Here is a 23,431-nt window from a genome sequence, read left to right as displayed (position 1 = left end):
TTGTTACTACTACCAATGAAGTTGTATCAAACTTTTACACGATAACGGAGAGTGCAGAACCAATCTGTAGAAGCGAAGCGCTCGCCTTTATAACCGGATATCATCCTTATTAAAATTGATCAAAGAAATCCGGGGATAACCAGCGATCGGAAGATGGTACTGCAATCGCAGTGTTCTAGTGTAACCCATTTGTTCAACTATAAAATAATGAAATGAGGATGATTATATGTCAGCAGCAAAAGAATTCTGGTTTGTGGTCGGTTCACAGCACTTGTACGGAGAAGAAGCACTGGGTGAAGTAAAAGCCAACGCACAGAAAATTACGGATGCTCTTAATGCAAGTGGCGTACTGCCGTACCCGCTCGTATTGCAGGATCTGGCGGTAAGCGCAGATAAAATCACAAGCACGATGAAAGAAGTGAACTATCGCGACGAAGTAGCAGGTGTGATTACGTGGATGCATACGTTCTCCCCGGCGAAAATGTGGATTCGTGGTACAAAATTGCTGCAAAAACCTTTGCTGCACTTGGCAACCCAATTCAACGAAAGCATTCCTTGGGCAACCATCGATATGGACTTCATGAACTTGAACCAAGCGGCACACGGTGACCGTGAATATGGCTTCATTAATGCCCGTCTGAGAAAACAAAATAAAATCGTTGTTGGCTACTGGGAGCGCCCAGAAGTGCAACAACAGGTTGCTGACTGGATGGACGTAGCGGTAGCTTATAATGAAAGCTTTAACATCAAAGTAGCGCGCTTCGGTGACAACATGCGCAACGTGGGCGTAACCGAAGGTGATAAAGTGGAAGCGCAGATCCAATTCGGATGGACCGTTGATTACTTTGGTATTGGCGACCTCGTGCAATACGTGAACGCTGTGACAGAGCAGGAAATCGATGATTTGATCGCTCAGTATGGAGACCTCTACGAATTCGATTACGGCACGAACAGCAAGGAAGCTTGGGAAGCCAGTGTACGTGTGCAAGCGAGTTATGAAATTGCGATCAAACGTTTCCTGGACGAAGGTGGTTACAGTGCCTTCACTACGAACTTCGAAGATCTGCATGGCATGAAACAACTTCCGGGCTTGGCAGTGCAACGCCTGATGGCTCAAGGGTACGGATTTGCCGGTGAGGGTGATTGGAAAACGGCTGCGCTGGATCGCTTGCTGAAAATCATGGCCCATAACGAGAACACAGGCTTCATGGAAGATTACACATACGAGATGGCTGCCGGACAGGAAGCTATCCTGCAATCTCACATGCTTGAAGTAGATCCGACACTTGCCAGCACGAAACCGAGAATCATCGTGTCCCCACTGGGCATTGGCGATCGTGAAGATCCGGCACGTCTTGTATTCGATGGTAAAGCAGGCGAAGGTGTCGTGGTATCCATGGCAGACTTCGGTACACATTACAAACTGCTGATCAACGAAGTATCTGCATTTGAGCCAACCGTTCCAGCACCTAACCTGCCGGTAGCACGTGTTCTGTGGAGCGTGAAGCCGAACTTCCAAGATGGAGTGAAAGCATGGATCGAAAATGGTGGTGGTCACCATACGGTTGTATCCTTGAACCTGACGACAGATCAGATCGTGACGTATGCGAAGCTGGTGAATCTGGAGTACGTTATTATTAAGTAAAAGTGGAGTGGTAGCTACTGCCTGAACTCATACAAATTTTTTCTCTGTGGCCGGGGGTTAACCCTCGGCCCTTTGTTTGTTATGCTGAGAAGCATGATGTGAAGCTGAGCAAGGCTTTGCTTTTTCATCGAAAAGGGATAAGAAATGAAGGAGGAAGGACATGTATACAAAAGATAGCTTGATGCAGCAACTAGAACAGCTTGGTGTGGATAGGCAAGGCACGGTGCTCATTCACTCTTCAATGAAAAGTATAGGCGAGGTTGAAGGTGGAGCAGACACAGTGTTGGATGCCTTTAGCGACTATATGAAAGAGGGATTGTTGGTGCTTCCCACGCATACGTGGTCTACCATTAATGCGGATAACCCAGTGTTCCACGTGGAAACTTCTTCCTGTTGTGTGGGTATTCTTCCTGAACTTTTTCGTAAACGTCCGGGCGTAGTTCGTTCATGGCACCCTACGCACTCGGTAGCAGCACTGGGAAGGGACGCAGAGGCATTTACGAAGGATGATCATCTCTTCGATACACCGTGTGCGAGAGGTTCAGCATGGGGGAAACTGCTTGATCGGAAAGCGACGATTTTGTTAGTAGGCGTTGACTTGAAGCGGAATACATTTATCCACGGGGTCGAAGAGTGGGTGGACATCCCTGGCAGAATGACGGACGAGCATGAGATGCTGTATACGGTTTTACCGGATGGAAGTCAGATTTCAGTACCATCCCGCAGACATTGTGGGTTGCCATGGTCGGAGCATTTCTGGAAAGTAGATGAGGTATTGGTTCGCGAAGGTGCAATGCGTAAAGGAAAGCTCGGCGATGCGGTCGTAAGAGTGTGTGATGCGGCTAAGACAGCAGAGGTAATTACGGAGATGCTCAAGCATAACCCCGATCTATTCACGGACAATCTCACTCTACATGCAGTAACCGAATGATACAAGGGCCGTCCGGTAGCCGGATGGCTCGATATCGACCACTTGATGATAGCTGAATAACTCCCGAGCAAATGATCTCCTCTCCTGTTTGTACTCTAAACCTTCAAAAGCATTCATAAATATCAGAAATAGATCAGCATTTCGATCAGAGGTTGGTCGGACTTCCAGTGTATGGGCTACTCACCCTTATGGTGGTGTGATAAGATATGGTTAAATTAACCAATAAGTTTGGCGTAGCAGAATTGTATAGGTGTTTATTGAAGTTATATATAAGTATCACATAGAATCATGAACAACCACGTTGTCATTGTAGCATCTAAGAAGGAGAAGATTCGTGAACCCTTTAGTATGGTATGATCTCTTTTTATTTGTCCTTTTGTTTGGTGTAGGTGTATATGTGTTTGCTACAGTTAGAATTACGAACTTACATAAAGTGTACTTTTTATTTCACGGGTTGATGATGCTCTGGCCTTTCTGTCAATTTGCGAGTATGCTCACGGATGATTCCGGTCTGCAATTGTTCTACGTTACCTTATCTTTCGTTGCGGTCTCCTTGCTTGGGAGCGGGTGGCTTCTACTGACGATCTTTATTACCGGTTATTCAGAGCGTCTGAGTGCAAAAGGAACCTTTCTGCTATTTGTCCCTGCGGTGATCGGGGCTATAGGTGTGGTCGCTAATCCATGGAACGAATTCGTCATTCCACTGGAGGGCGGGTACATCGAGCGGGATTACGGCCTTTGGTTCTGGGTTGTGATGACTATTCTGGTGAGCTATTTCTTGACTTCTCTCGTGGTTCTATTCCGGGCGGTGTATTCTTCGCACACGTCTGCCATGATCAAAAAACAGGTGAGAATCACCCTGTGGGGCATCCTGGTCTTGGCTGTCTTTGCAACGATTGATGCGATTCTGAATGTCGTTCTAGCCCGCTGGTTGCCGATCATTCCTGGTATGACTTCGCTGGGGATCTTTCTGTCGGACCTGTTCTTTGTCTATGTGATCAAAAGATACAATGTGTTCGATCTGGTCTCCATCGCGCATGAGGACGTGATCAATACCATTCCATATGGCATCCTGGTACTGGATGAGAATGAAGTCATTGTTGAAGCGAACAAAGCCTCTCGATCCTTTATGGATCTGCATGTGGGGGATTTTTTTGATATAGAAGCCTTTCTGGAGTCTGTTCATTTTGTGGGCAGCTGTCGGGAGTTCGTGAATCATTATAAGAAAAAAGAAAATACCCTCTCTCAGATTGAAGTGATCGTGGAGCGGGACAACAACATTCGGCACTTTATCCTGCAATCGTCTCCGATTGTGGATTCGGCTCTTGTGCCTATAGGTCATATTCTCACGTTCCAGGATGTCTCGCAGGAGCGTTTCTACGTGAAAGAGATGAATCGCCAGAACGTAACGCTTCAAGAGCGAAATCAGGCTCTAGACCTGATCCGTCAGGAGTTATCCGAGGCCAATCGCAAACTGGAGGAACTCGCCCTGACGGACAGTTTAACCAACTGTTACAACCGTCGTTATCTGACCCAACATCTGAATCACGAAGTCATTACCAATATTCAATACAAAACACCATTCTCACTCCTGCTGCTCGATATCGACTACTTCAAAGCGATTAATGATCGCTATGGGCATGTCATCGGGGATGAAGTGCTCGTTCGCACGGCGGAGGCCGTCAGACAATCGATTCGCAGTACCGATATCCTGACGCGTTATGGCGGGGAAGAGTTCATGATCTACCTTCCGCATACGGAGCATGACTTGGCGAACCAGATCGCGGAACGCGTGAGATTAGCCGTGGAGTCCAACTTCATTATGGTGGATCACGAGAGTTCGCAGGTGTCGATTACGATTAGTATTGGAATTCTGGCCTTTGAGGATTTTGAAGTTGTGCATGTGCCGGACAATCCGGAGGGATATTTGACTCAGCTGTTCGCTGCGGTGGATAAGGCATTGTATCAGGCGAAGCAGAACGGGCGTAACAGAGTGGAGTTTGCGGAGTTTGAGCGGGGGGTTGTTTGAAATAAAAAATAGTTTGTTATATAAGTTGAAATATATAATATTTACACTGGGCACTCTGATAACAGATCAACCTTCTGATCGCCTTTATCCCCAGATTTTTAATTTCTTTAATAAAGGTAAATCCGGGGATAAAGGTGAATGCTCCGCTTCTTCAGTTTCTCTCTCTCTGTTTCGTGTAAATGTTTAGTTTAATTCATAAAGCATATTAATTTTTTGTGTTGAAATATGTAAACTGAGAAAAGGGGGGGATTATAAAAAATTGCAAATCAAAGAATGACACTGACACAGGAAGTAGTTCCTAGAAAAAAATATATATACTAAAAAGACTACTCCCAATCTATAAGGAAGCAGTCTTTAGCAAAATCGCTATAATGTTGTTATGATAACTGGTGTTAAGAGAGTAACTATTATCAATAATAGGTTTACTTTTTAAAAACGACTTCTAATTTGAGAAGAAATTCATTAGTTTATTCAACTACTACAGTAGTACATTGATTCACTTAACGGCATCAAAACGTTTGATATAATATTTTACTTATCTTAATATTTCTATTCTCCTTGCTCGTCTATTTAAGAGTCTATTAAAATACTCCTTATCTTCTTGATTCTCAAAAATAAACCAATCTATAATTTCATTTGGACTGGAAAAATTTTCTTCACTTTTAAGCACAAGTCTAAGAAAAGGTTCAATAACTGAAAACATATTGTATATACTACTGTGTTCTTTTAGGGGATATAAGTTGCTACCTACATAAGCTTTTCCTCCGAAGTCGATTAATCCATGATCGCTCTTTTTCAGAAACACACTTAAAAGGTTAGGTAGTAAAATTCCTTGAGCTATCTGGCATAGTTCTAAATATAGTTTATCCTCTATTCGGATGTTATTAAATTTTGAGTTATTTAACAAACAATATGTGAAGTTAACCTCTTTGAAGATTACACTTTTGAATGAGGTCCTTCGCAAATCAGAATTCTCAAAACTGACATTTGATATTTCAGACCCAGTAAAATCGCTATTATTTATTCCACAATTGTTGAATACAATATCGCTGATTTTAGAATATGAGAAGTTCATTTCTTGCATGGAAAGACCAGTCAATGAATAGGTTTTGACCTTTCTACGACTGTATCTATCCTCTAAGATTGGTTCATCAGAAGTGTTATCTTCTAAAGTAAGACCACGGAATAATGATCTTCCCCAATCTGGAGAAACGGTGTCGGAGAAGAGACTCCAATTTCGGAACATATCAAAGATAATTTTCGGGTCAGTAATACCACTTGTAAAAAAAACTCTTTTCTTATCATTGGTATATAAGATATTTCCTACTAAAAATGAAAGCCACCGATCAATATCTGGGGGGATACTATTCATAGAATCACTAACTTGAGTTACTTCGTTATTATACAAAGAAGAGTGGTTGGAATTAACTGATGTCAGTAGATAATTTGCTTTTGAATATATAACATCTCTTGCCAATTTTATTATTTTGTCAATCACTTCTTTATCAATAATCCATTTCTTTAGTAGTTCGAGTGGTGGCTCTACAGTATTTTTGTCGATGGGATAATTGTCAAACCATTTAAACTTGAGATATTGACTAAATAAGCCTTTGCTGTAATCTGATGTGGATAAAGATGCAAGCATAGGGAAGAGTAGTTTTCGTTTTTTTATTGTTAATTCATCAGGATTGTCGGACACACATTCTTTCAGAAGTGTAAGTAACCCTACTAAAAAGTCAATTGTTTGTTCAGTTGGGTTTCCTAACATCAATCTTACCCTGACAGTTTCAACTGTAGATGAATCATATAATGCAAAATGAATGAAAATTTTTAAATAGTATTCCGCGAGCAGTATTTCTGCAAAAGACTGGTGTTGAAAATAAAAAACATTACCATTCTGTCCGAAGTAGGATTGAGATAAAAATTCGACATCCTCAATATCTTTATAGATATTCATTTTTTGAGTATCAGATCTATTAATAGTTGAGCCTTCAATAGTATCACTTATATTATCTTTTTTTAGAAACCCCTGATTCCCTCTGTAGGATTCATACATCCAAAGTGCTGAAGTTGCGTGCAAAATATTTCTGAATTTATACTCATCCTTTAAATTAACTTCAAGAGAAGAATCAATATACTTAGCTTCTTTAGTCAAAACATTTATAAAGGATAAGTAAATTCCTACTTTATTTGATAATGATAAATCAGATTTGTTAATTATGAGTTTATATATCATATAAGAGAAAATTGGGCGTCTAAGTTCAGTATGTGTTAACAATTTTGAAGAGGTAAGCTTACTGTATATATCAAAATCTTTTCCTAAATTAATAGCTTCGACGATTTGTTCTGATATCCCCGTATAATCACCTGAAATTAGAGGGGATGTCCTTCTCAAAGAATCCATAATTGAATCATTGAACTGTTCCTTTTTAAATCCATAAATAGAGATGTAATGGTATATCGGTCTGTGCTCGTCATTATTAATTACAAATGGATCATTACTGTTTAAATGTTTAAGTATGCCATGCTCTATAGGCCGAGAAGTAATGACTAATTGATTTTGTCTACAATTTTTAACATTAATTGTTTGTATTTTCTTTATTGATGAAATTACTTTATCAATTCGTTCTTCGGTTAGATTTCCGCACTCGTCTAATGAGTCTATTAAAAAGAAAAATTCATTCTTACTGAAAAACTCGTCTTGCACATCGATCCCGTACTTTATTCCCAAATAATCACTAATAACCCCAAAACCGCTCCCTTTATCATATTGGTCAAAATCCCTAAGATTAAAATAAATTGGTATGATTCCTTCACCGCGCTGTTGATAACGTTTTGCAAGTGTCGAGGCTTTGTGTTTCAAAAAAATAGACTTACCTTTTCCAAAATCGGCCAAGATAAATAAGACTTTCTCAATTGTATCGTTACCTCTATTAAAGTACTGTTCAATAAGACTGTCTATTGGAACTAAAGAATCTTCAAATGTATCTATATTATGTAGCTTAATCTCATTATTAGAATTCCTATAATCATCAACTTTATTCCAATATGCATATGTTTCTTGGTATTTTAAATCTTCGTTCTCTGCAAAACCTATACGATTCAAATCTAACATGTCATTTAAGAGTTTCCCTTCTTTATTCTTGGTCCATTTTTCCTCAACCTCTCTAATGTGATTGTTATAGTCATCACCAAATGCTGATTCTATTTTTGAACCTATATTTAAATTGAAATCCTTAGTAAAAGAATCAATTATACTTTGTTTATTAGGTTCATTAATATATTCAAATAATATCGTTTCACACACAGTTCGTACTATAGAAACTGCAGGATGTCTAATAGGTGAGAAGTGTAGAACTAGGTCGGATTCATCAATTGAATTCTGAATACCACTAAATATCTCTTCAAATCTCTCTATGATAATTTTACGCGTAGTAAGATCCAAGCTAATGCTATCAATATTTTGAAGAGAGCTCTCTGCTTGGTTACATGCAGATATAAAGTATGTCCCTAAACCGAAATTCTTCAACTTTTGCTCTGATAGCCCATCAAAATAGCTATCAATGAGTTTTTGACCCAATAGTTTTACAGAGATACCCAGAGCACCATTCAAATTGTTTAACATTCCCTGACCATGCTCATTAAAGTTTTCTTTAAGATTATCTACTATTAATTTTGAGACTAGTGGTATAGTTTCTTTAATATCAGTAATTGTCTTTTTTGTCCAAGTTATACTAGTCAATTCAAGGCCCCCTAGATATATAAATTAATAAAGGAATCAGGTGAAAATGAAGATGTGTATTTCACTTGAAGTTGATCATGAAAAAATTGCAAGAGAAAGTGAAGGGTATTTAATTGTGTTTTTTATTTAGTGCACTGATAATTTCTTTATTTATCCTTACAAGTGTATAGATTTCTTCTTTAGTGCTATCGCTAATTAGAGTTATATATTGGTCTACCACATCTTGTCGCTTGGCATCTTTCTCGAATCGAAATAGCTCATGTGCTTCAGTTCCAATAGCTTTAATTATTTTCTCAAGAGTCTCCAAAGAAATGTTACGATCTCCCCGCTCAACTCCACCAATATAGCTATAATGAAGACCTGCTGCCTCAGCTAATTGTTCTTGTGTCCAGCCTTTTGCCTTCCTTAACTCACGTATTCGATTTCCTACGTCCTCTGGTAAACTCATTTGATCACCTCCACTTAAGGTTAGAAGAGGTTAAAGAATCCTTACAGACTAATATGTGCAAACTTAAACCTTAAATAAAAGTACTCATAAGTACAATTTATATTGATCTTCTTTTGATTTATCTATACAATTATAAAAAAATGGATAATTAAGGAGGATCTCCTTTTGCGAAAATCTATCCTAAAATCACTCAAACCGGACATCATTGTTGAAATGTTGGACATGGCTGTGGCTTTTGAAAATTGGAACAAGGTAATGGAGAGGGCGGACATGTTATATCAATGTGTTCAGTCTATCCATGAAGAGCGGCAGGAGCATCGGTCAGAGGGAGTGCCTGCACCACATATACACATCGAGCGGCCTTTGGTCTACTATTACGGGATCAGTCACTTAATGCGGGGTATGGCTCACCAGAAGATGGGACAGGTAGATCAGGCGAGGGCATGTATCGATCAATATGCAGAACTGGGATGGTTGGAGGATCTGGATGAGGTAGGTATGCTGGTGGTACAGGAGTTCAGACATAAGGCACTGGTGAATCGGTATGCTCTCGAGATTGAAGCTGGGCAGGTGGAGCTGCTGGAGGAGTTTGTGAACTTTTTGCTTGAGCATCCGGAGGAAGTTTTGGCAGGTCTGAAAGTGATTACGGAGGCAGTAGTGCGGCATAGGTGGCAGATTGATCGGGTTTTACAGGTGATTGAGGATCAGATGCTGGGTGATGGCTCAGAAATGAATTCTTCAAACAACGATGATATGTACCATTACTCTTATCAGCGGGCTTTGTATGAACAGTGGATGGGAAGACCACAGGAGGCCGTGGAGTTCATTTTGCAGGCAATCAGGTTAGCGGATAAGCTAAGGATGGATCGGTATTTTATAAGGTGCACGGCATTGTTGGAATCATTGCGGAAAGAGGCGTCAGCGGAGCAGATTGGGCGGTATCGGGTGATGTTGGAGGAAATGAAGTAGGAAAGGTATTTACTGAAACTGGTAGGATATGCCTTGAAGTAGGTATATGCATATAGGACCATAGCACCGATGAGGAGCACAGCTTGTGTTTTTACCATGGTGAAATCAGGATGTTAGCCGGATAGTTTACATATTACACTTCTGCTAACATAGGATAATCCTATTTCAAATGAGCGGAGAAACGTATGAGTACAATCAAAGTTACCCCTGAACAACTACATCACGTATCAAATCAGGTGGATCAAGCCAGACAACAGTTGGAGAGTATACGAAGTGATCTGACGAGACAGATCATGTTCGTTCAGATGATGTGGATGGGTGCGACGCAGGAGCGATTTTACTATGAGTTCGAGCAGTCGCGACCTATACTGGATAAAGCGCTGGAGAGTATGGTGAACACATCCAAAGAATTGAAGGATATCGCCACGCGTTTCCAAGATGCAGATGCTCAGAAGGGAAGTCTGGGCAGTGCAATTGGAGCTGTCGGCGCCGCAGCTATGATGACCAAATCATCAGGTGATTCAAATTCGGGTGATAAGGGCTATAGGATGGCGCAAGTCAATATGTTTGGTAAGTGGGTATGGATGCCTGTCAACGAGAATGGTGTTGCTGATCAGGCTGCTCTTCAGGCTTATCAGAGGGATCAGGGAAATCTGGACTTTAATCGCATGCAAGCTGTGAACGTTGAACCGCCTGGAGAAGATATTTTTGCGTTACAGATCAAGGCATTTGAGATGGGCATTCATCCTACGACGGGAGAGCCTGTATCAGATAAGTATGCTCAGATGATGGTGACCTCTCTGAAGTTTAGTCAAATATTCATGGCCATTCAGATGGTTCGTGGGAGTATGCCGGGCAGTAAAGGGCCTTACCGATTGCCTGCTTCTAATCCAGCTGTGGCAAAGATTAAGCAAAATATTGAGGCTGCTAAGGCGAAGAATGGTAAGACAGAGGCATTAAGAAAACCTAACATTGAAACTGAAAATGCGATAAGAAAAATAGTCTCTGGAGATAATGTACAGGATATTCGTAAACATGCTAAAAAGGTGACTGTATATGATAATTATTCTGAAATTGTTACACATGATAATAAAGTAGTAAAAATCAATAAAGATGACATGCCGAATTCTTCGTTTAACAAGTTGGATGAACTTATCCTCTTTGAAGATAGCATTTCAGATTATGGTATGAAGTCATATGATAAAATCAGGAATATGCAATTAGAGGATGTTCCCGATGTTGCTAAGAATACTGGCTTAAATATTTCAGACATTACAAATTTAAAGAAACATTTATTTTTAGAGAAACATGAAATTCCGAAAGCAGGAGGCATTCTGATCAAAAAAGAACATTTCTCACCTGACGATGAAATAGCATATGCATGGCAATTAGCTCAGAAGAAAGAACTCAATCAAGCCCAGAAGGATTGGTTTAAACAATTAGCCGATCATGAACTTACTGAAGCAAAATTAATGAGGGAGGGAATTCCGTACAGACGTATAGAGTCATGGTCAGATGATAAGAGAACGTATACTGATCAACCTCCGAATGATGGCGCACACAGAAAGGCACCTGAGCAACCGGAGTATGGTACATTTGAAGGCTTTGATCCATTTAAATAATCGCAAAAATACTAAACAAAAAATCGGAAAAGTGGAGGCAATGATGAGTTATTTTTCCAAAGGAATAGAAAGAATAAATAATATAGATTGGAATCTATCTGGTACTGTAGACGAGCCTTCACATATGGCGCTAATACAAGAATATATAAGACGAGCAGCAGTGCTAATTACATTATATGATCTAGAAACACCGTATCCTTTCTTTAAAGCTTCTCATGCAATTGGATTTGATAGTGATCTGGGTCTATCAGAAAAGTGTCCTGAGTTGGCAGGATTAAAAAATACGTTTATGAAAGGAACGTGTGAAGCCTATCTAGAGTGGTTAAACTTGCAGGATACTGAAAATGATATTGCATTGAAATTCCATGATTTGTACGAACCTCTAATTCTTCTGATTGAAAGAGGAGGAACCCTCAGAAGACGGCATGGCGATATTATTGCTGGGGGCTATGCATTTCCTCTGGCAAACGCTGACTACATGTCAAAACAGGCACCTATAGATATTAGTGAAGAAGGCTTGAAAGCTTGGGCAAACTAATAACTTCCTTGCCCTTCGAGGCGATTTTTAAATGAAGCGGCCTACCTGCGTCCTATAAGATCGTAGATAGGCCTTTTTAAATGTAGGAGCTGAACAAAATAAATGAGTAAATTAATTAAAGAAATATTTTCAATAGATCAAAATATTCAGACTGATATGTCTGATTCACCTTTGGATCATTGGTACGATAGACTTATTAATAAGAACGTGAATGAGATTGACTTAGAAGATGTTAGTAGAATGTTGGGCCAACATGTGCTTATAGATCTTGGTATAGAAAAGGCTATAGAAATTTTATCAGAAGATCCTCTTGCTGGGGAGATGTATGATGGACATCTGTTGAAGCTTCTTTATACTATTGAAACGAATAATTTCAGAGACTTGTCACAATTAAAAAGAATACTCCAGACTATCAAGAGTAGTTTTTCTCAATTCGAATGGGCTGATGAAGAAGATCAGGAAGAGTACGCTGTGTTATTAGAACTTTTTTTGAAAAAGGTTGGCCTTTAAAGTTATGAAACAAAATTCAGATCTTAAATTTGAACTTCACAAAAAGTGGGTAGAGACTAGTGCTCAAGAAGGTGAGAAGCTACGATTACACGAAGTTGATTTTCAACATTATGAGTTAACTGGTGTGTGTTTGGAACAATCGTATATGACTAGCTGTAATTTTGATAATCTTAGTCTGAACAACATGGATTTCCATTCCATGTCTCAGTTCTTATATATTATTAATGAACTATTCTGAGACGTTACATATATACGAGAATAGTCCTGCTAATTATCTACTGGTGAAGTTGCCCAAGCAGCGCAGGTGCAGCTCCGCATACAATCCGGAGAAAGTAGCACATGCTGATCCCGATCACATTCCTGGTTCCCGGACGGCAGGCGGTGCAGATGGCTAGGCAGCTGCAGCGGTTCGAAGAAAATAAAGTTGTAGACTAGGAAATTAAAGTGTTAGACTGAAAACGCCATTAGCTACCGACAGTAGTTCCGATTTCTCCTTCAGGGGTATCGTAGGTGTCGACGACTGTGAAGAATAGGAATCTGTTTGTTATTGTTGATAAGACAACTAGATAAAAGGAGAAGAACATGAGTCGGAGATCAAGAATGATTCGAAGCAATAACACTGAGAACAAAAGTAGATCTAGAATTTCTGGTAACAAGGTTAATGGGAGGACAGAGCGAAATCCATTGATCTTGCATCTAATCACGATCTTAGGAGGGATGTTGACGGCCATAATTTCTGCTCTGGTAATTGCCGAGACTACACAAAATTCATGGGAAACACAGTACAAAGCGACGCAACAAGATAATCTGAAAAATAAGATTGACGAAAGGAAATTCGCTATATTTGAGGACATTTCCGCAAACATGTCCAAGCAACAGTCGCTGATCCACTCTAAGTTGCTTATTGCATTAACGTTTAGCGTTCAATCCTACGGGAAAAGTTTGACGACTGAGCAGAATGGGAAGTTATATGAAAAAATGGAAAAAGATTTTCCGTTGGCATATAAATATGCAGACGAATTCGACAGAACAACGATAGAGTTAAACGGATCTTTCTATATGGCCAAAGCAATGTTTGGACCAGAAATTGATGCAGCCATTGATAAGTACCAATCAAGTCTTAGCAGAATATCGACTGAACAGTATATAGAAGAGTATATTTATGAACGCAATCAGATTAAAAAGCCTATAGCGGGGAAAGAACAGAAAGAGATCCATATAGAGATAGACTCGAATGATTTCATTCAGTTGTATAACCCGGCCATAATAGATGCTCGCGAAGATCTCATTCAACTGATGAGTGATGAAATCAACGCATTGAAGAACTAGCCATGGCCGGCTATCTTGTCGTAAGAATCATTGGCATGCGGGTATAGTTCGTTATAAGTGACTTAACTATCGGGTACGATAGATTCAAGAAACGGTGACAGTCTAGGACTTTATTTTCTTGTCCTTGGCTGGTTGTATTATAGCCGCAGAAATAATGGAGGATTTCGGACAAAGTGATTGAGATTAAAGAACATACTTTAAAACGATAACGCAGTTGCCAGGGCTGCGTTATTTAGTCGTTACCTTGTACGTAACTCTAATAGGTTTAATAGTTAATCGAGGGAGAGTAACACATGGGGCAGCTACTAACCAAAGCTATTGAACGATTATCGTCTATTTCATTTGAGGATACAGAAGATAGCTCACTAGAATCTTCTTCTCATGTTTTGATTAAAGAATATCTTAGACGCGTTAATCAATTATTAAACGAGATGGATGCTTCAATAAATCAATATCCCCTACTTAGTTTTGCTAAAATTCTTGGAAAAGCTATAGATGAAGAGGTATATCGAGCTTGTTCAAAACTGGACACACTAGGAAATTCATATGTAAAGGTAATTTGCTACTGTTATTTAGAAGTCTCCGAATTAGCAGATCAAGGAGTGGATGAGGCAATTCAATACATAGACCTCTACGAACCGATGATAAAATTCTTTGAACGAGGTGGGAGTTTCATCATAAGACAAGGCGAAATGGTTTTAGGTAGTTCAGCTTATCCTCTTAAGTATTGGAGACATTTAAATATTTCAGTTCAAGATATTAGCGACATCTAATAGGATCATGTAGATCAAACTGGGGGGGATAGTAATGTCCGTAGGTCTATACAGATATAACGGGGATATAGAAGACCGGAATTGTGAACTTACACTCAGTGAGAATATTGCTACTCAGGAATTTTACGATGAGTACTGGGAGGCAGCAATACATTAATTAGGAATAGCCCTGATTCGGGATGGATCTAAAATATATTTTCACCAATTAGAAGCTGCTGTAGTTGAGTTAAAACGATTAAGTGAGTGGGCAAAGGAACATTTAAACGGAAGTGGGTTAAATTATATGACGGGTAGAATTGAAAATTTACTTGATATATTACCTAGCGCATTTATTAGTGAAACTACAATTCTGTATATATTCTGAGGTTAGTAGCGACTACAGAGCGGGGGAGTGCCCTGATTATGTTCACTTTATCTTTCAAGGCTATCGATAACTTTGATGAAATTAAACAAATGTCTGCAAAGCAGTTTGATCTAACGAAACAAGATATCGAGGGAATTATTGAATTGGACTTTAACGGAAGTAAGTACGGTATGTTCTTTGACGATTGTCCATTTGGTAATGAAAGACTTATTAGATGGTTTGAGGACTTACTGACTATAGTCCAGAAGATTAGAATACATCAATATGTTGCTTATCGAATTCCTGATAGCGCTAATTTGTGGCTGGAGTTTAAACAGCAGGGAGTGGAACTACAAGTTAGTTTAGTAGAAGATATTGATCGGGAAGTTATTCTGGACTTATTTATTACTGAACCACTTGAGGAATTTAGATACTCAACTTGGAAGGATGTTATTGTAAGTTCGGCTTCCTTTACAGATGAAATTATGAAAAATGCGCATCAGTTTCTGGATTTTGTTACTGAATTGAATCCTGACATACTGCAGAGTACGAGTATTCAAATACTTCAGGAAAAGTTAACCGATGTAAAGCGACTGAACTCATAGAGAACCTACTTTGCTGAAAATGTGGATTACGAAGGATAATTTCAAATCGAACTTTTAAGCATGTAGTCACTTTGAATACAGGATATAAGAACACTCTTATTCTATGGCATCATAAAGTTCCGACATTCGGTCAGCCAATTCCAACTGTGGCTGCATTCGCTGATGATTCATATCGGTAGGTGTCATATACAGCACTTCTTCTCCCTGCTCAAACATTGTTACATGGAACAATACCCCTGTAGCATCTTCTTGATCTGGATCAATTACAATTTCTAAATCGCGTACCTTTTCAATCCATTCCTGAATCAGCACTTGATCTGTAGTTGTTTTTTTAGTACCATCACCACCAGTCATCATTTCAATAGAGTCAACCTGTGTAATATCGCCAGGATAAAAGGTGTGTAATTCCTTCTGGACTTTATTTACTTCGACTTGATCGGGCTGATTAGAACTTTGGCAGCCGCTAAGAATCAGGACCATAACTGTAGCAAACATTAAGGCGATAAGTGAATATCTTCTCATCGTACTCCCCCTCTTTAAACGCTAAACGAATTTTGTATTTGAAATGTTCCGCATAAACTCAATTTTGTTTAATCCTTAAAGTACATCGAGGTTACTGGTCACATTTGCTGGAAGACTACGAAACTGGGTTTAACTCTTCTAGAAATTTTTGGATGGTTCTACCTGTAAACAATTCCGGATCGCAAAAGAAATGCCCACTAATAAAGCCCTCATATGTAACAAAAAACATGAAGAATCCGCTCTCATCCGAGAGTCGGATTCTTTCTCGTTCCAACACCAATATAACTCTTGTCAAAACGTAATCATTACGATATGATAATACTCATTGTTTAGATCATAATGATTACGATTAAGAGAGAGGGGCATTACCTTGAATAAAAAGACGCCACTGCTAGCGCTGGTCTCCTTGGCCTTGAGCGCTGGACTGTTGAGCGCCTGCGGATCATCTGAGTCCAGTCCCGCTGCGCAACCATCCACCGATAATAAAAATGTTCATTTCCTATATAACTTCTCCACCAGTTCGCTAGATCCACATGTGGATTCCAGCTATGTGCCGCTGCGCGCGGGCATTACGGAAACGCTGGTTCGTCTCGATGAAGATAACTTGACGGTTGCTCCATGGCTCGCCGAGAGCTGGGAGAGCGAAGATGGGCAGCATTGGACGATTGACCTGCGAGATGATGTGACATTCCAGAACGGCAAGCCAATGACGGGTGAATCCGTTAAGGCATCCCTTGAGCGGGCACTGGAAGAGAATGTAGCCATCCAGAATGCGCTGAAGATTGATACGATTGAAGCCGAGGGCGACAAATTGGAGATCACTACAACTCAGCCGTTCCCGGAGTTCGCTTCGGAACTGGTGAACCCCAACACGGCGATTATCGACGTGAGTGAGCCGGACATTGTGAACAAGCCGATTGGTACGGGGCCGTTCAAGCTGACTTCTTTTACCCCAGGCAGCAAGCTGCAACTGGATCGTTATGATGAATATTGGGATGGAGCATCGCCTCTGAATTCTATCACGTTCTCTTTCAATGAAGATGCCAATGCCCGCACACTAGCGCTCAAATCTGGACAGGTAGATATCGTATACCGTCCTGAAGTCGAGAGCCTCGAATCGCTCAAAGCGATGGACGGCATGACGGTTGAGTCCACGTCGACATTCCGCGTGCATCAGCTAACGATGAACATGCAGCGGGAGAGTATGAAGGACCTCAATGTCCGTCGTGCGCTGGACGCGCTGATTGACCGTCAGGGTATCGTGGACACGATCCTGCTCGGCTACGGTGAAGCTGCTATCGGACCGTTCCTGCCATCACTGCCCTTCGCACCAACCTATACGGATACAGCAACGGAATCCGGAGCTGATGTCGCTGTAAAATATCTCAACGAAGCAGGATACACGCAGCAAAACGGCGTGATGACCAAGGATGGCAAACCATTGCAGCTGACGCTGCTGACATATTCAGCCCGTGCCGATCTGCCACTGATTGCTCAAGTGTTCCAATCTGATGCGAAGAAGATCGGTATCGACGTGCAGATTCGCCAGATTGACACGCCAGAAGATTATATGGCATCCAACCGCGACTGGGATATTGCAACGTACAGTAATTTGACGGCTCCTCGTGGGGATGCAGGCTATTACCTGAATGCAACGTACCATCCGAAGGGTGCTCTTAACTTTAGTGGATCGGAAGATCCGGAGTTGACCAAGATCATCGACGAACTGAATCTCACAGTTGAACCGGAGAAGCGCGCGGAACTTGCCGAGAAGGCAGCCAACTACGTGCATGACAACGTGCTGAACTCATTCGTGCTGCATCCAGGTACAATCGTTGCCTACAACGGTAAGAAGATCAAGAACTGGGTTACCACTCGCAGTGAATATTACATGATTACCAATAAGCTGGATGTGATGTAATGTTTCGCATTTTGCTTCGGAAGTTCCTTGAGGTATTTATCTTTCTGTTGTTCATTATGTTTGTAAGCTTCCTGTTCATTCGTCTGGCTCCGGGTGATCCCGTGCTGACGATCCTGAATGTGGACGAACTGTCTGTTAGTCAGGAGCAGGTCGAAGCTGTACGCGAGGAGATGGGATTCAATGATTCGCTTCCTGTCCAGTTCGGCAACTGGTTGCTCGATTTTGTTCGTCTCGACTTCGGCGTATCGTATTCAACAGGCCAGCCAGTTATGCAGACCCTGATGCGTGCACTGCCGGCTACGGCTGAACTGACGATAGGCGCTCTACTGGTCATGCTCGTCATAGCGATCCCGCTCGGCTCGCTGTCAGCGCTCCATCGTGGCAGTTGGATTGACCGCGGCAGCCGCATACTCTCCATTCTGGGTGCGGCGGTGCCAAGCTTCTGGCTGGGTCTGATCCTAATCGATATGTTCGGCGTACGCTTCGGCAATCTGCCGACCATGGGCCGGGATGGATTCACCTCACTTATTCTGCCATCTCTGACGCTGGGACTTGCCATTTCCAGCGTTTATGTGCGTCTTTTGCGTTCCAGCCTATTGGATTCTCTTAGCCAGGAGTTCGTTCGCTCCGCCCGGGCAAGAGGGTTATCCGAAGGCCGGATCTTCATGCTTCACGCGTTTCGGCACAGTCTGCCGCCTGTCATTACGGTATTCGGCGTAAGCCTCGGCAGCCTGATTGGTGGAGTTGTCGTGATTGAAGTGTTGTTCGCTTATCCGGGTATTGGCAAGCTTGTCGTTGATGCCATCCGCCAGCGTGATTATCCACTGATTCAGGGTTACATTCTGATCATGGCTATCGTGGTATTCCTCGTGAATACAGCGGTTGATCTGTCGTACCGTTATTTGAATCCCGAAATGAAACTCAAGGAAAAGGAGGCCCACCGATGAAAACCATACCCCTGCCCATTCCAACTACAAAATCTAAAAAACATAGCTGGCAGGCGATCATTGGTCTGCTGTTTGCACTGCTGGTCATCGCGGCCTCCTTGTATGCCTTTTTAGTTCTGAAGCATGATCATACCTTAACCGATCTGCGCGGACGATTGCAGGGTGCAAGTGCTCTCCATCCGTTCGGCACCGACCATCTGGGCCGCGATGTACTGACACGTCTGTTGCTTGGTGGCGGCCAAACGCTTGGTTATAGCTTGCTGGCACTCGGTGCTGCACTGCTGATCGGTATTCCTTTTGGACTGATAGCAGGATACAAACGTGGCTGGGTCGATAAGCTGTTCATGCGCATCGCTGATGCTTTTCTCGCTTTCCCTGATACCATCGTGGCGATTGTGCTAAGTGGCTTGCTTGGCGCGGGAATCGGTAATCTGGTATTGGCGATTGTGATCGTAAAGTGGGTCAGCTATGCCCGTCTAGTTCGAAGTACGGTTTTATCTGAGTCACAAAAGGATTACATTCGAATTGCCCGTACCAACGGACTTTCGGACGGTCGTATCATGAGAAAACATCTGCTTCCGCATATCGCAGGCCATGTGCTTGTGCTGGCCAGTCTTGATCTGGGTAAAATCATTCTACTCATCTCATCATTGTCTTACATTGGCCTTGGCGCACAGCCGCCAACACCTGAATGGGGTGCGATGCTGAACGACTCACGGCCGTACTTCCAGTCTCGGCCGGAGCTGATGATCTATCCGGGTCTTGCCATTGTCTCGGTAGTCCTGCTTGCCAACATGCTGGGTGACTATCTAAGAGACCGGTTTGACGTGAAGAAGGAGGTGCAACCATGATTCTCTCCATTGAGGAACTGAGCATCTCCAGTCGGGATCGTACGATTGTAGATCAAGTCTCTCTGGCTGTTCGCGAAGGCGAGTTCATGGCATTGGTTGGACAGAGTGGTAGTGGCAAAAGCTTGCTCTCGCAAGCAATTGGTCGTCTGCTGCCGCCCAACCTGCATGCGTCGGGGCGAGTCATGTTCGAGGGCAGCAACCTGCTCGAACGGAAGCCAAAGGAGATGCGCGCCCTGCGGGGAAGCCGCATCTCATATATTTTTCAAGACTATCAGGGAGCATTTACGCCCTTTCGCAGTATTGGTGGGCACTTTGATGAATACCAGAAGGTACACGGGGAAAAGTCTTCTGCCATCCGCAAGAAACGAGCGGAGGAAGCGCTGGAATCGGTTGGCCTTGGCGCTGAATTGCTGCGCCGCTATCCGTTCCAGTTGAGCGGTGGACAGCTTCAACGGGCATCAATTGCCACATCGCTGATGCTGTCTCCTCGCCTGTTGATTGCTGACGAAGCAACAACGGCACTGGACAGTGTGTCTGGGCATCGCGTGTTGGAACTGCTGGCACGCAAACAAGCGGAGACGGGCTGTGCCATTTTGTTTATCACGCATGATTGGCGCCATGTACGTCGCTATGCCAACCGCTTGGCTGTGATGAAGGAAGGTCAGATCGTCGAATCTGGCGGGAAACATCGCATTCTTGATCATCCCCAGCATGAATATACGCGTCAGCTGATTGATGCGGCTCCCGTTCTGAGTCGCTCGCTGAAGTCGGGATTGAAGGAGGCAGGAACGGAATGAAGACAACCACAAATGCTGAACGCCGTGGACTCATGCAGTCCGAAGAATCTGGTGTGCGAAGCCACGATTTTGCTAGAGACTTAAACCATGTAGACACAGACAATGTAATCATAGATACTGCGGGTACAGATCATACGGATATAGATGCGGATATAGATATTGCCGGTTCAGACAATGCTTCATCGCTCAGCACCCCTGGCAATCCTGTGCTTCACGTGGAACATCTGAGCCGAACGTATGCGGGGGCAGACCGGCCGGCTGTGAACGATATTTCCTTCACCCTGAACCACGGCGAATGCCTTGGCCTGGTTGGCGAGAGCGGGTGCGGCAAGAGTACGCTCGCCCGCTGTCTGCTACGGATTGAAGATGCAGATACAGGTTCGATTACACTGGGTGGACAGGATATTGCACGGCTGAGCGGCCGACGGTTGCGGCCACATCGCCGGAAGATTCAGATTGTTTTCCAGAATCCAATGGCTGCACTAAACCCGAAGCTCAAGATTGCTGATTCGCTGATTGATCCGTACGAACAACTTGGACGGAACGCCGAGCTGTCCCACTTTACCTATACGTCGAAGGAGGCTTACGTCCAAAAGTTGCTTGAAGCGGTCGAGCTTCCAAGCGATTTGGCTGGACGTTACCCCCATGAGCTAAGTGGTGGACAGCGTCAGCGCGTCACGATTGCACGTGCTATTGGCATTGAACCGGACGTTGTCGTTCTGGATGAACCGACGGCCAGCCTGGACGTGATCTCGCAAGGAGCAGTTTTGCAGTTGCTCACCGATCTGCGGACATCGCTTGGTCTTTCATACGTGTTCATCTCACATGATCTGGCTGCTGTACATCGCATGAGCCAGCGTATCATCGTTATGCGGGAAGGTCAGATCGTTGACCGCTTTGGTGCAGATGCGTTGTTCGCTGAAGAACGCCATCCGTATACAAAGGAATTGATTTCAATCTTCTGAGTACTCCCGGAGACGCCGGGGGTGGTAATCGTTAATTTATATATGAAGCCGCCTTACGAAGAGATTCGAGAGCGGCTTTTAGTGCATCCATTTGATCATCCAAAGTCCCCCTAAAACCGGGTTCCTTTCTTTGTTTTGAACAAATATATCTTTCAGGCCTATAACCGGGCTAACGTTCCGATGTAAACTAGCGTATACTGATGGAATAGCAAATATCTTGAAATTGCATATTTAAATTGCTCTATATTATTGATACACTAGATCAAGGTTATAATCATTCAGAGAAGGTGCGATCCCGTTCAAGAATGGGCTTGCTGCAAATGCCAAATCGATAACGCTTACATCCTTTTGGCAAATATAGGATATAAGGACGGTAGACATGAGCCAGGGACAAACGAGTACAGATGTTATCTTGATTGGTGCCGGAATTATGAGTGCAACTTTGGGAACTTTGCTAAAAGAATTGGCACCAGACTGGAATATTAAGGTTTTCGAAAAGCTAGCCACTGCAGGAGAGGAAAGCTCCAACGAATGGAATAATGCCGGAACCGGGCATGCTGCATTGTGCGAACTTAACTATACCGTTGAACGACCAGACGGAACCGTAGATATTAGCAAAGCGATTAAAGTGAATGAACAATTTCAGATCTCAAAGCAATTTTGGTCCTATCTCGTCAATAGCCGTCTGATTCGTAATCCGCGGGACTTCATTATGCCGATTCCTCATTTGAGTTATGTACACGGAGAGAGCAATGTCCAGTTTTTGAAAAGACGTTATGACTCCTTGTCGAATCACCCGCTGTTCGCAGGCATGGAATTCTCGGATGACAAGAAAGAGCTGGCGAAATGGATGCCGCTGATGATGAAAGATCGTACCAGTAATGAACCTGTTGCAGCGACCAAAATTGACTCCGGTACGGACGTTAACTTTGGTGCTTTAACGCGTATGCTGATCAAACATTTGAAGGAACAACAAGTGGGCGTCCACTACCAACATAGCGTGAAGAATATGAAACGCACCAGCGATGGACAATGGGAATTATCCGTGAAAAACCTGAAGAGCGGTGCAGTCGAACGCCATAAGGCAAAATTTGTCTTCATCGGCGCGGGCGGCGGAAGTCTACATTTGCTCCAGAAGACGGGCATTCCGGAAGGTAAACATATCGGCGGATTCCCGGTCAGTGGGATCTTTATGGTGTGCAAAAATCAAAAAGTCGTGGAACAGCATCACGCCAAAGTATATGGCAAGGCTTCGGTAGGAGCTCCGCCGATGTCGGTTCCGCATCTGGATACTCGATTTATCGACAATAAAAAGTCGCTGTTATTTGGTCCGTTTGCCGGGTTCTCACCGAAATTCCTGAAGACGGGTTCCAATGCCGACTTAATCACGTCTGTTAAGATGCATAATCTGCTTACGATGCTCGCGGCAGGTGTCAAAGAAATTTCTTTGACCAAATATCTGATCCAGCAACTGATGTTATCCAAAGAGCAACGTATGGCAGAATTGCGTGACTTTGTTCCGGGTGCGAAGAGCGAGGATTGGGATATGGTTCTGGCGGGCCAGCGTGTGCAGGTGATCAAGGATACCGTTCAAGGTGGCAAGGGCACGTTGCAATTTGGTACGGAAGTGGTCACGTCTGCAGATGGGACGATTGCGGCCCTGCTAGGTGCATCACCGGGTGCATCCACGGCAGTTCAGGTCATGCTTGAGATTCTTCAGCGGTGTTTCCCGCAGCATATGGAGGCATGGGAGCCAAAGATCAAGGAAATGATTCCTTCCTATGGCATCTCACTTGTGGAGAACTTGGATCTTCTCAAAGAGGTTCATTCTTCAACAGCCAAAGCGCTGGGGTTATCGGATGAAAAACATGTCCTGCACGTATAACGTATAGTTTATCGTGTTAGATCATAATGAAGTCATAGAAAAGAGAGCTAAGCCGGGTC

The 23,431-nt window shown here is 42.8% G+C and carries 20 protein-coding genes; 17 read left to right on the top strand and 3 right to left on the bottom strand.

Features of this window, described 5'->3' with window-relative positions; genetic code table 11:
- The first annotated feature begins 226 nt into the window (after positions 1-226).
- The 3 genes from araA (at position 227) to MHI55_RS30760 (ending at position 4,605) form a co-directional block, all read left to right on the top strand.
- A complete protein-coding gene (gene araA, locus MHI55_RS30770) occupies positions 227-1,645 on the top strand; it encodes an L-arabinose isomerase (RefSeq protein ID WP_017691494.1) in 1,419 nt (472 codons plus the stop codon).
- 160 nt (positions 1,646-1,805) lie between these two features.
- Entirely contained in the window at positions 1,806-2,576 is a 771-nt protein-coding gene (locus MHI55_RS30765; protein ID WP_340388184.1) for an AAC(3) family N-acetyltransferase, read from the top strand.
- A 334-nt stretch (positions 2,577-2,910) separates the two neighbouring features.
- Positions 2,911-4,605: a diguanylate cyclase gene (locus tag MHI55_RS30760; RefSeq protein ID WP_340388182.1), complete on the top strand. Its 1,695-nt coding sequence runs from the start codon at positions 2,911-2,913 to the stop codon at positions 4,603-4,605.
- 535 nt (positions 4,606-5,140) lie between these two features.
- Here MHI55_RS30760 and MHI55_RS30755 read toward each other — a convergent pair.
- Together MHI55_RS30755 and MHI55_RS30750 are read right to left on the bottom strand one after the other, a co-directional pair.
- Positions 5,141-8,347, bottom strand: a complete 3,207-nt coding sequence (locus MHI55_RS30755; protein ID WP_340388180.1) for a pentapeptide repeat-containing protein — start codon at positions 8,345-8,347, stop codon at positions 5,141-5,143.
- A 109-nt stretch (positions 8,348-8,456) separates the two neighbouring features.
- Positions 8,457-8,795, bottom strand: coding sequence for a helix-turn-helix transcriptional regulator (locus MHI55_RS30750; protein WP_340388179.1), 339 nt, complete (start codon positions 8,793-8,795; stop codon positions 8,457-8,459).
- A 165-nt stretch (positions 8,796-8,960) separates the two neighbouring features.
- Here MHI55_RS30750 and MHI55_RS30745 point away from each other — a divergent pair, with 165 nt between their 5' ends.
- From MHI55_RS30745 to MHI55_RS30710, 8 genes are all read left to right on the top strand, one after another.
- Entirely contained in the window at positions 8,961-9,764 is an 804-nt protein-coding gene (locus MHI55_RS30745) for a DNA-binding protein (protein ID WP_340388177.1), read from the top strand.
- Positions 9,765-9,949: 185 nt separating this feature from the next.
- Positions 9,950-11,386, top strand: coding sequence for a WXG100 family type VII secretion target (locus MHI55_RS30740; protein WP_340388174.1), 1,437 nt, complete (start codon positions 9,950-9,952; stop codon positions 11,384-11,386).
- Positions 11,361-11,924: a hypothetical protein gene (locus tag MHI55_RS30735; RefSeq protein WP_340388172.1), complete on the top strand. Its 564-nt coding sequence runs from the start codon at positions 11,361-11,363 to the stop codon at positions 11,922-11,924. The genes MHI55_RS30740 and MHI55_RS30735 overlap by 26 nt, the downstream gene beginning before the upstream one ends.
- 102 nt (positions 11,925-12,026) lie before the next feature.
- Positions 12,027-12,434, top strand: a complete 408-nt coding sequence (locus MHI55_RS30730; protein ID WP_340388170.1) for a contact-dependent growth inhibition system immunity protein — start codon at positions 12,027-12,029, stop codon at positions 12,432-12,434.
- Positions 12,435-12,658: 224 nt separating this feature from the next.
- Positions 12,659-12,829 carry a hypothetical protein gene (locus MHI55_RS30725; RefSeq protein WP_340388167.1) on the top strand — a complete coding sequence of 57 codons (171 nt, stop codon included), beginning with the start codon at positions 12,659-12,661 and terminating at the stop codon, positions 12,827-12,829.
- A 322-nt stretch (positions 12,830-13,151) separates the two neighbouring features.
- Entirely contained in the window at positions 13,152-13,763 is a 612-nt protein-coding gene (locus MHI55_RS30720; protein WP_340028009.1) for a hypothetical protein, read from the top strand.
- Positions 13,764-14,056: 293 nt separating this feature from the next.
- On the top strand, positions 14,057-14,536 hold the full coding sequence (locus MHI55_RS30715) for a hypothetical protein (RefSeq protein ID WP_340388165.1): 480 nt from the start codon (positions 14,057-14,059) through the stop codon (positions 14,534-14,536).
- A gap of 402 nt (positions 14,537-14,938) precedes the next feature.
- The gene (locus MHI55_RS30710; RefSeq protein WP_340388163.1) at positions 14,939-15,484 is read left to right on the top strand and encodes a hypothetical protein; all 546 of its coding nucleotides are present in this window, start codon (positions 14,939-14,941) and stop codon (positions 15,482-15,484) included.
- A gap of 96 nt (positions 15,485-15,580) precedes the next feature.
- Here the strand turns inward: MHI55_RS30710 and MHI55_RS30705 are convergent, their stop codons facing one another.
- Entirely contained in the window at positions 15,581-16,006 is a 426-nt protein-coding gene (locus MHI55_RS30705) for a hypothetical protein (protein ID WP_253504517.1), read from the bottom strand.
- Between the two features lie 370 nt (positions 16,007-16,376).
- On the opposite strand from MHI55_RS30705, the gene nikA reads away from it, so the two are divergent.
- From nikA to MHI55_RS30675, 6 genes are all read left to right on the top strand, one after another.
- On the top strand, positions 16,377-17,927 hold the full coding sequence (gene nikA / locus MHI55_RS30700; protein WP_339190535.1) for a nickel ABC transporter substrate-binding protein: 1,551 nt from the start codon (positions 16,377-16,379) through the stop codon (positions 17,925-17,927).
- Positions 17,927-18,874 carry a nickel ABC transporter permease gene (gene nikB, locus MHI55_RS30695; protein ID WP_100528661.1) on the top strand — a complete coding sequence of 316 codons (948 nt, stop codon included), beginning with the start codon at positions 17,927-17,929 and terminating at the stop codon, positions 18,872-18,874. Before nikA ends, nikB begins: the two co-directional genes overlap by 1 nt.
- Entirely contained in the window at positions 18,871-19,725 is an 855-nt protein-coding gene (nikC, locus tag MHI55_RS30690; RefSeq protein WP_036671814.1) for a nickel transporter permease, read from the top strand. Before nikB ends, nikC begins: the two co-directional genes overlap by 4 nt.
- The gene (locus tag MHI55_RS30685) at positions 19,722-20,522 is read left to right on the top strand and encodes an ABC transporter ATP-binding protein (protein ID WP_036671813.1); all 801 of its coding nucleotides are present in this window, start codon (positions 19,722-19,724) and stop codon (positions 20,520-20,522) included. The genes nikC and MHI55_RS30685 overlap by 4 nt, the downstream gene beginning before the upstream one ends.
- The gene (locus MHI55_RS30680; protein ID WP_340388161.1) at positions 20,519-21,487 is read left to right on the top strand and encodes a dipeptide/oligopeptide/nickel ABC transporter ATP-binding protein; all 969 of its coding nucleotides are present in this window, start codon (positions 20,519-20,521) and stop codon (positions 21,485-21,487) included. The genes MHI55_RS30685 and MHI55_RS30680 overlap by 4 nt, the downstream gene beginning before the upstream one ends.
- Positions 21,488-21,866: 379 nt before the next feature.
- Positions 21,867-23,372 carry a malate:quinone oxidoreductase gene (locus MHI55_RS30675; protein ID WP_076252082.1) on the top strand — a complete coding sequence of 502 codons (1,506 nt, stop codon included), beginning with the start codon at positions 21,867-21,869 and terminating at the stop codon, positions 23,370-23,372.
- Positions 23,373-23,431 lie beyond the last annotated feature (59 nt).

Source organism: Paenibacillus sp. FSL E2-0151 (genome assembly GCF_037993015.1).
GTDB classification, from domain to species: domain Bacteria; phylum Bacillota; class Bacilli; order Paenibacillales; family Paenibacillaceae; genus Paenibacillus; species Paenibacillus amylolyticus.
Note: the sequence above shows the minus strand (reverse complement) of the source record. Positions and strands in the feature narration are given on the sequence as shown.

What these genes read in the sequence shown, in the direction of transcription:
- araA (WP_017691494.1), top strand. Translation starts at nt 227, where the DNA reads ATGTCAGCAGCAAAAGAATTCTGGTTTGTGGTCGGTTCACAGCACTTG.
- MHI55_RS30765 (WP_340388184.1), top strand. Translation starts at nt 1,806, where the DNA reads ATGTATACAAAAGATAGCTTGATGCAGCAACTAGAACAGCTTGGTGTG.
- MHI55_RS30750 (WP_340388179.1), bottom strand. Translation starts at nt 8,795, where the DNA reads ATGAGTTTACCAGAGGACGTAGGAAATCGAATACGTGAGTTAAGGAAG.
- MHI55_RS30740 (WP_340388174.1), top strand. Translation starts at nt 9,950, where the DNA reads ATGAGTACAATCAAAGTTACCCCTGAACAACTACATCACGTATCAAAT.
- MHI55_RS30730 (WP_340388170.1), top strand. Translation starts at nt 12,027, where the DNA reads ATGAGTAAATTAATTAAAGAAATATTTTCAATAGATCAAAATATTCAG.
- MHI55_RS30725 (WP_340388167.1), top strand. Translation starts at nt 12,659, where the DNA reads ATGAACTATTCTGAGACGTTACATATATACGAGAATAGTCCTGCTAAT.
- MHI55_RS30720 (WP_340028009.1), top strand. Translation starts at nt 13,152, where the DNA reads ATGTTGACGGCCATAATTTCTGCTCTGGTAATTGCCGAGACTACACAA.
- MHI55_RS30715 (WP_340388165.1), top strand. Translation starts at nt 14,057, where the DNA reads ATGGGGCAGCTACTAACCAAAGCTATTGAACGATTATCGTCTATTTCA.
- MHI55_RS30710 (WP_340388163.1), top strand. Translation starts at nt 14,939, where the DNA reads ATGTTCACTTTATCTTTCAAGGCTATCGATAACTTTGATGAAATTAAA.
- MHI55_RS30705 (WP_253504517.1), bottom strand. Translation starts at nt 16,006, where the DNA reads ATGAGAAGATATTCACTTATCGCCTTAATGTTTGCTACAGTTATGGTC.
- nikB (WP_100528661.1), top strand. Translation starts at nt 17,927, where the DNA reads ATGTTTCGCATTTTGCTTCGGAAGTTCCTTGAGGTATTTATCTTTCTG.
- nikC (WP_036671814.1), top strand. Translation starts at nt 18,871, where the DNA reads ATGAAAACCATACCCCTGCCCATTCCAACTACAAAATCTAAAAAACAT.
- MHI55_RS30685 (WP_036671813.1), top strand. Translation starts at nt 19,722, where the DNA reads ATGATTCTCTCCATTGAGGAACTGAGCATCTCCAGTCGGGATCGTACG.
- MHI55_RS30680 (WP_340388161.1), top strand. Translation starts at nt 20,519, where the DNA reads ATGAAGACAACCACAAATGCTGAACGCCGTGGACTCATGCAGTCCGAA.
- MHI55_RS30675 (WP_076252082.1), top strand. Translation starts at nt 21,867, where the DNA reads ATGAGCCAGGGACAAACGAGTACAGATGTTATCTTGATTGGTGCCGGA.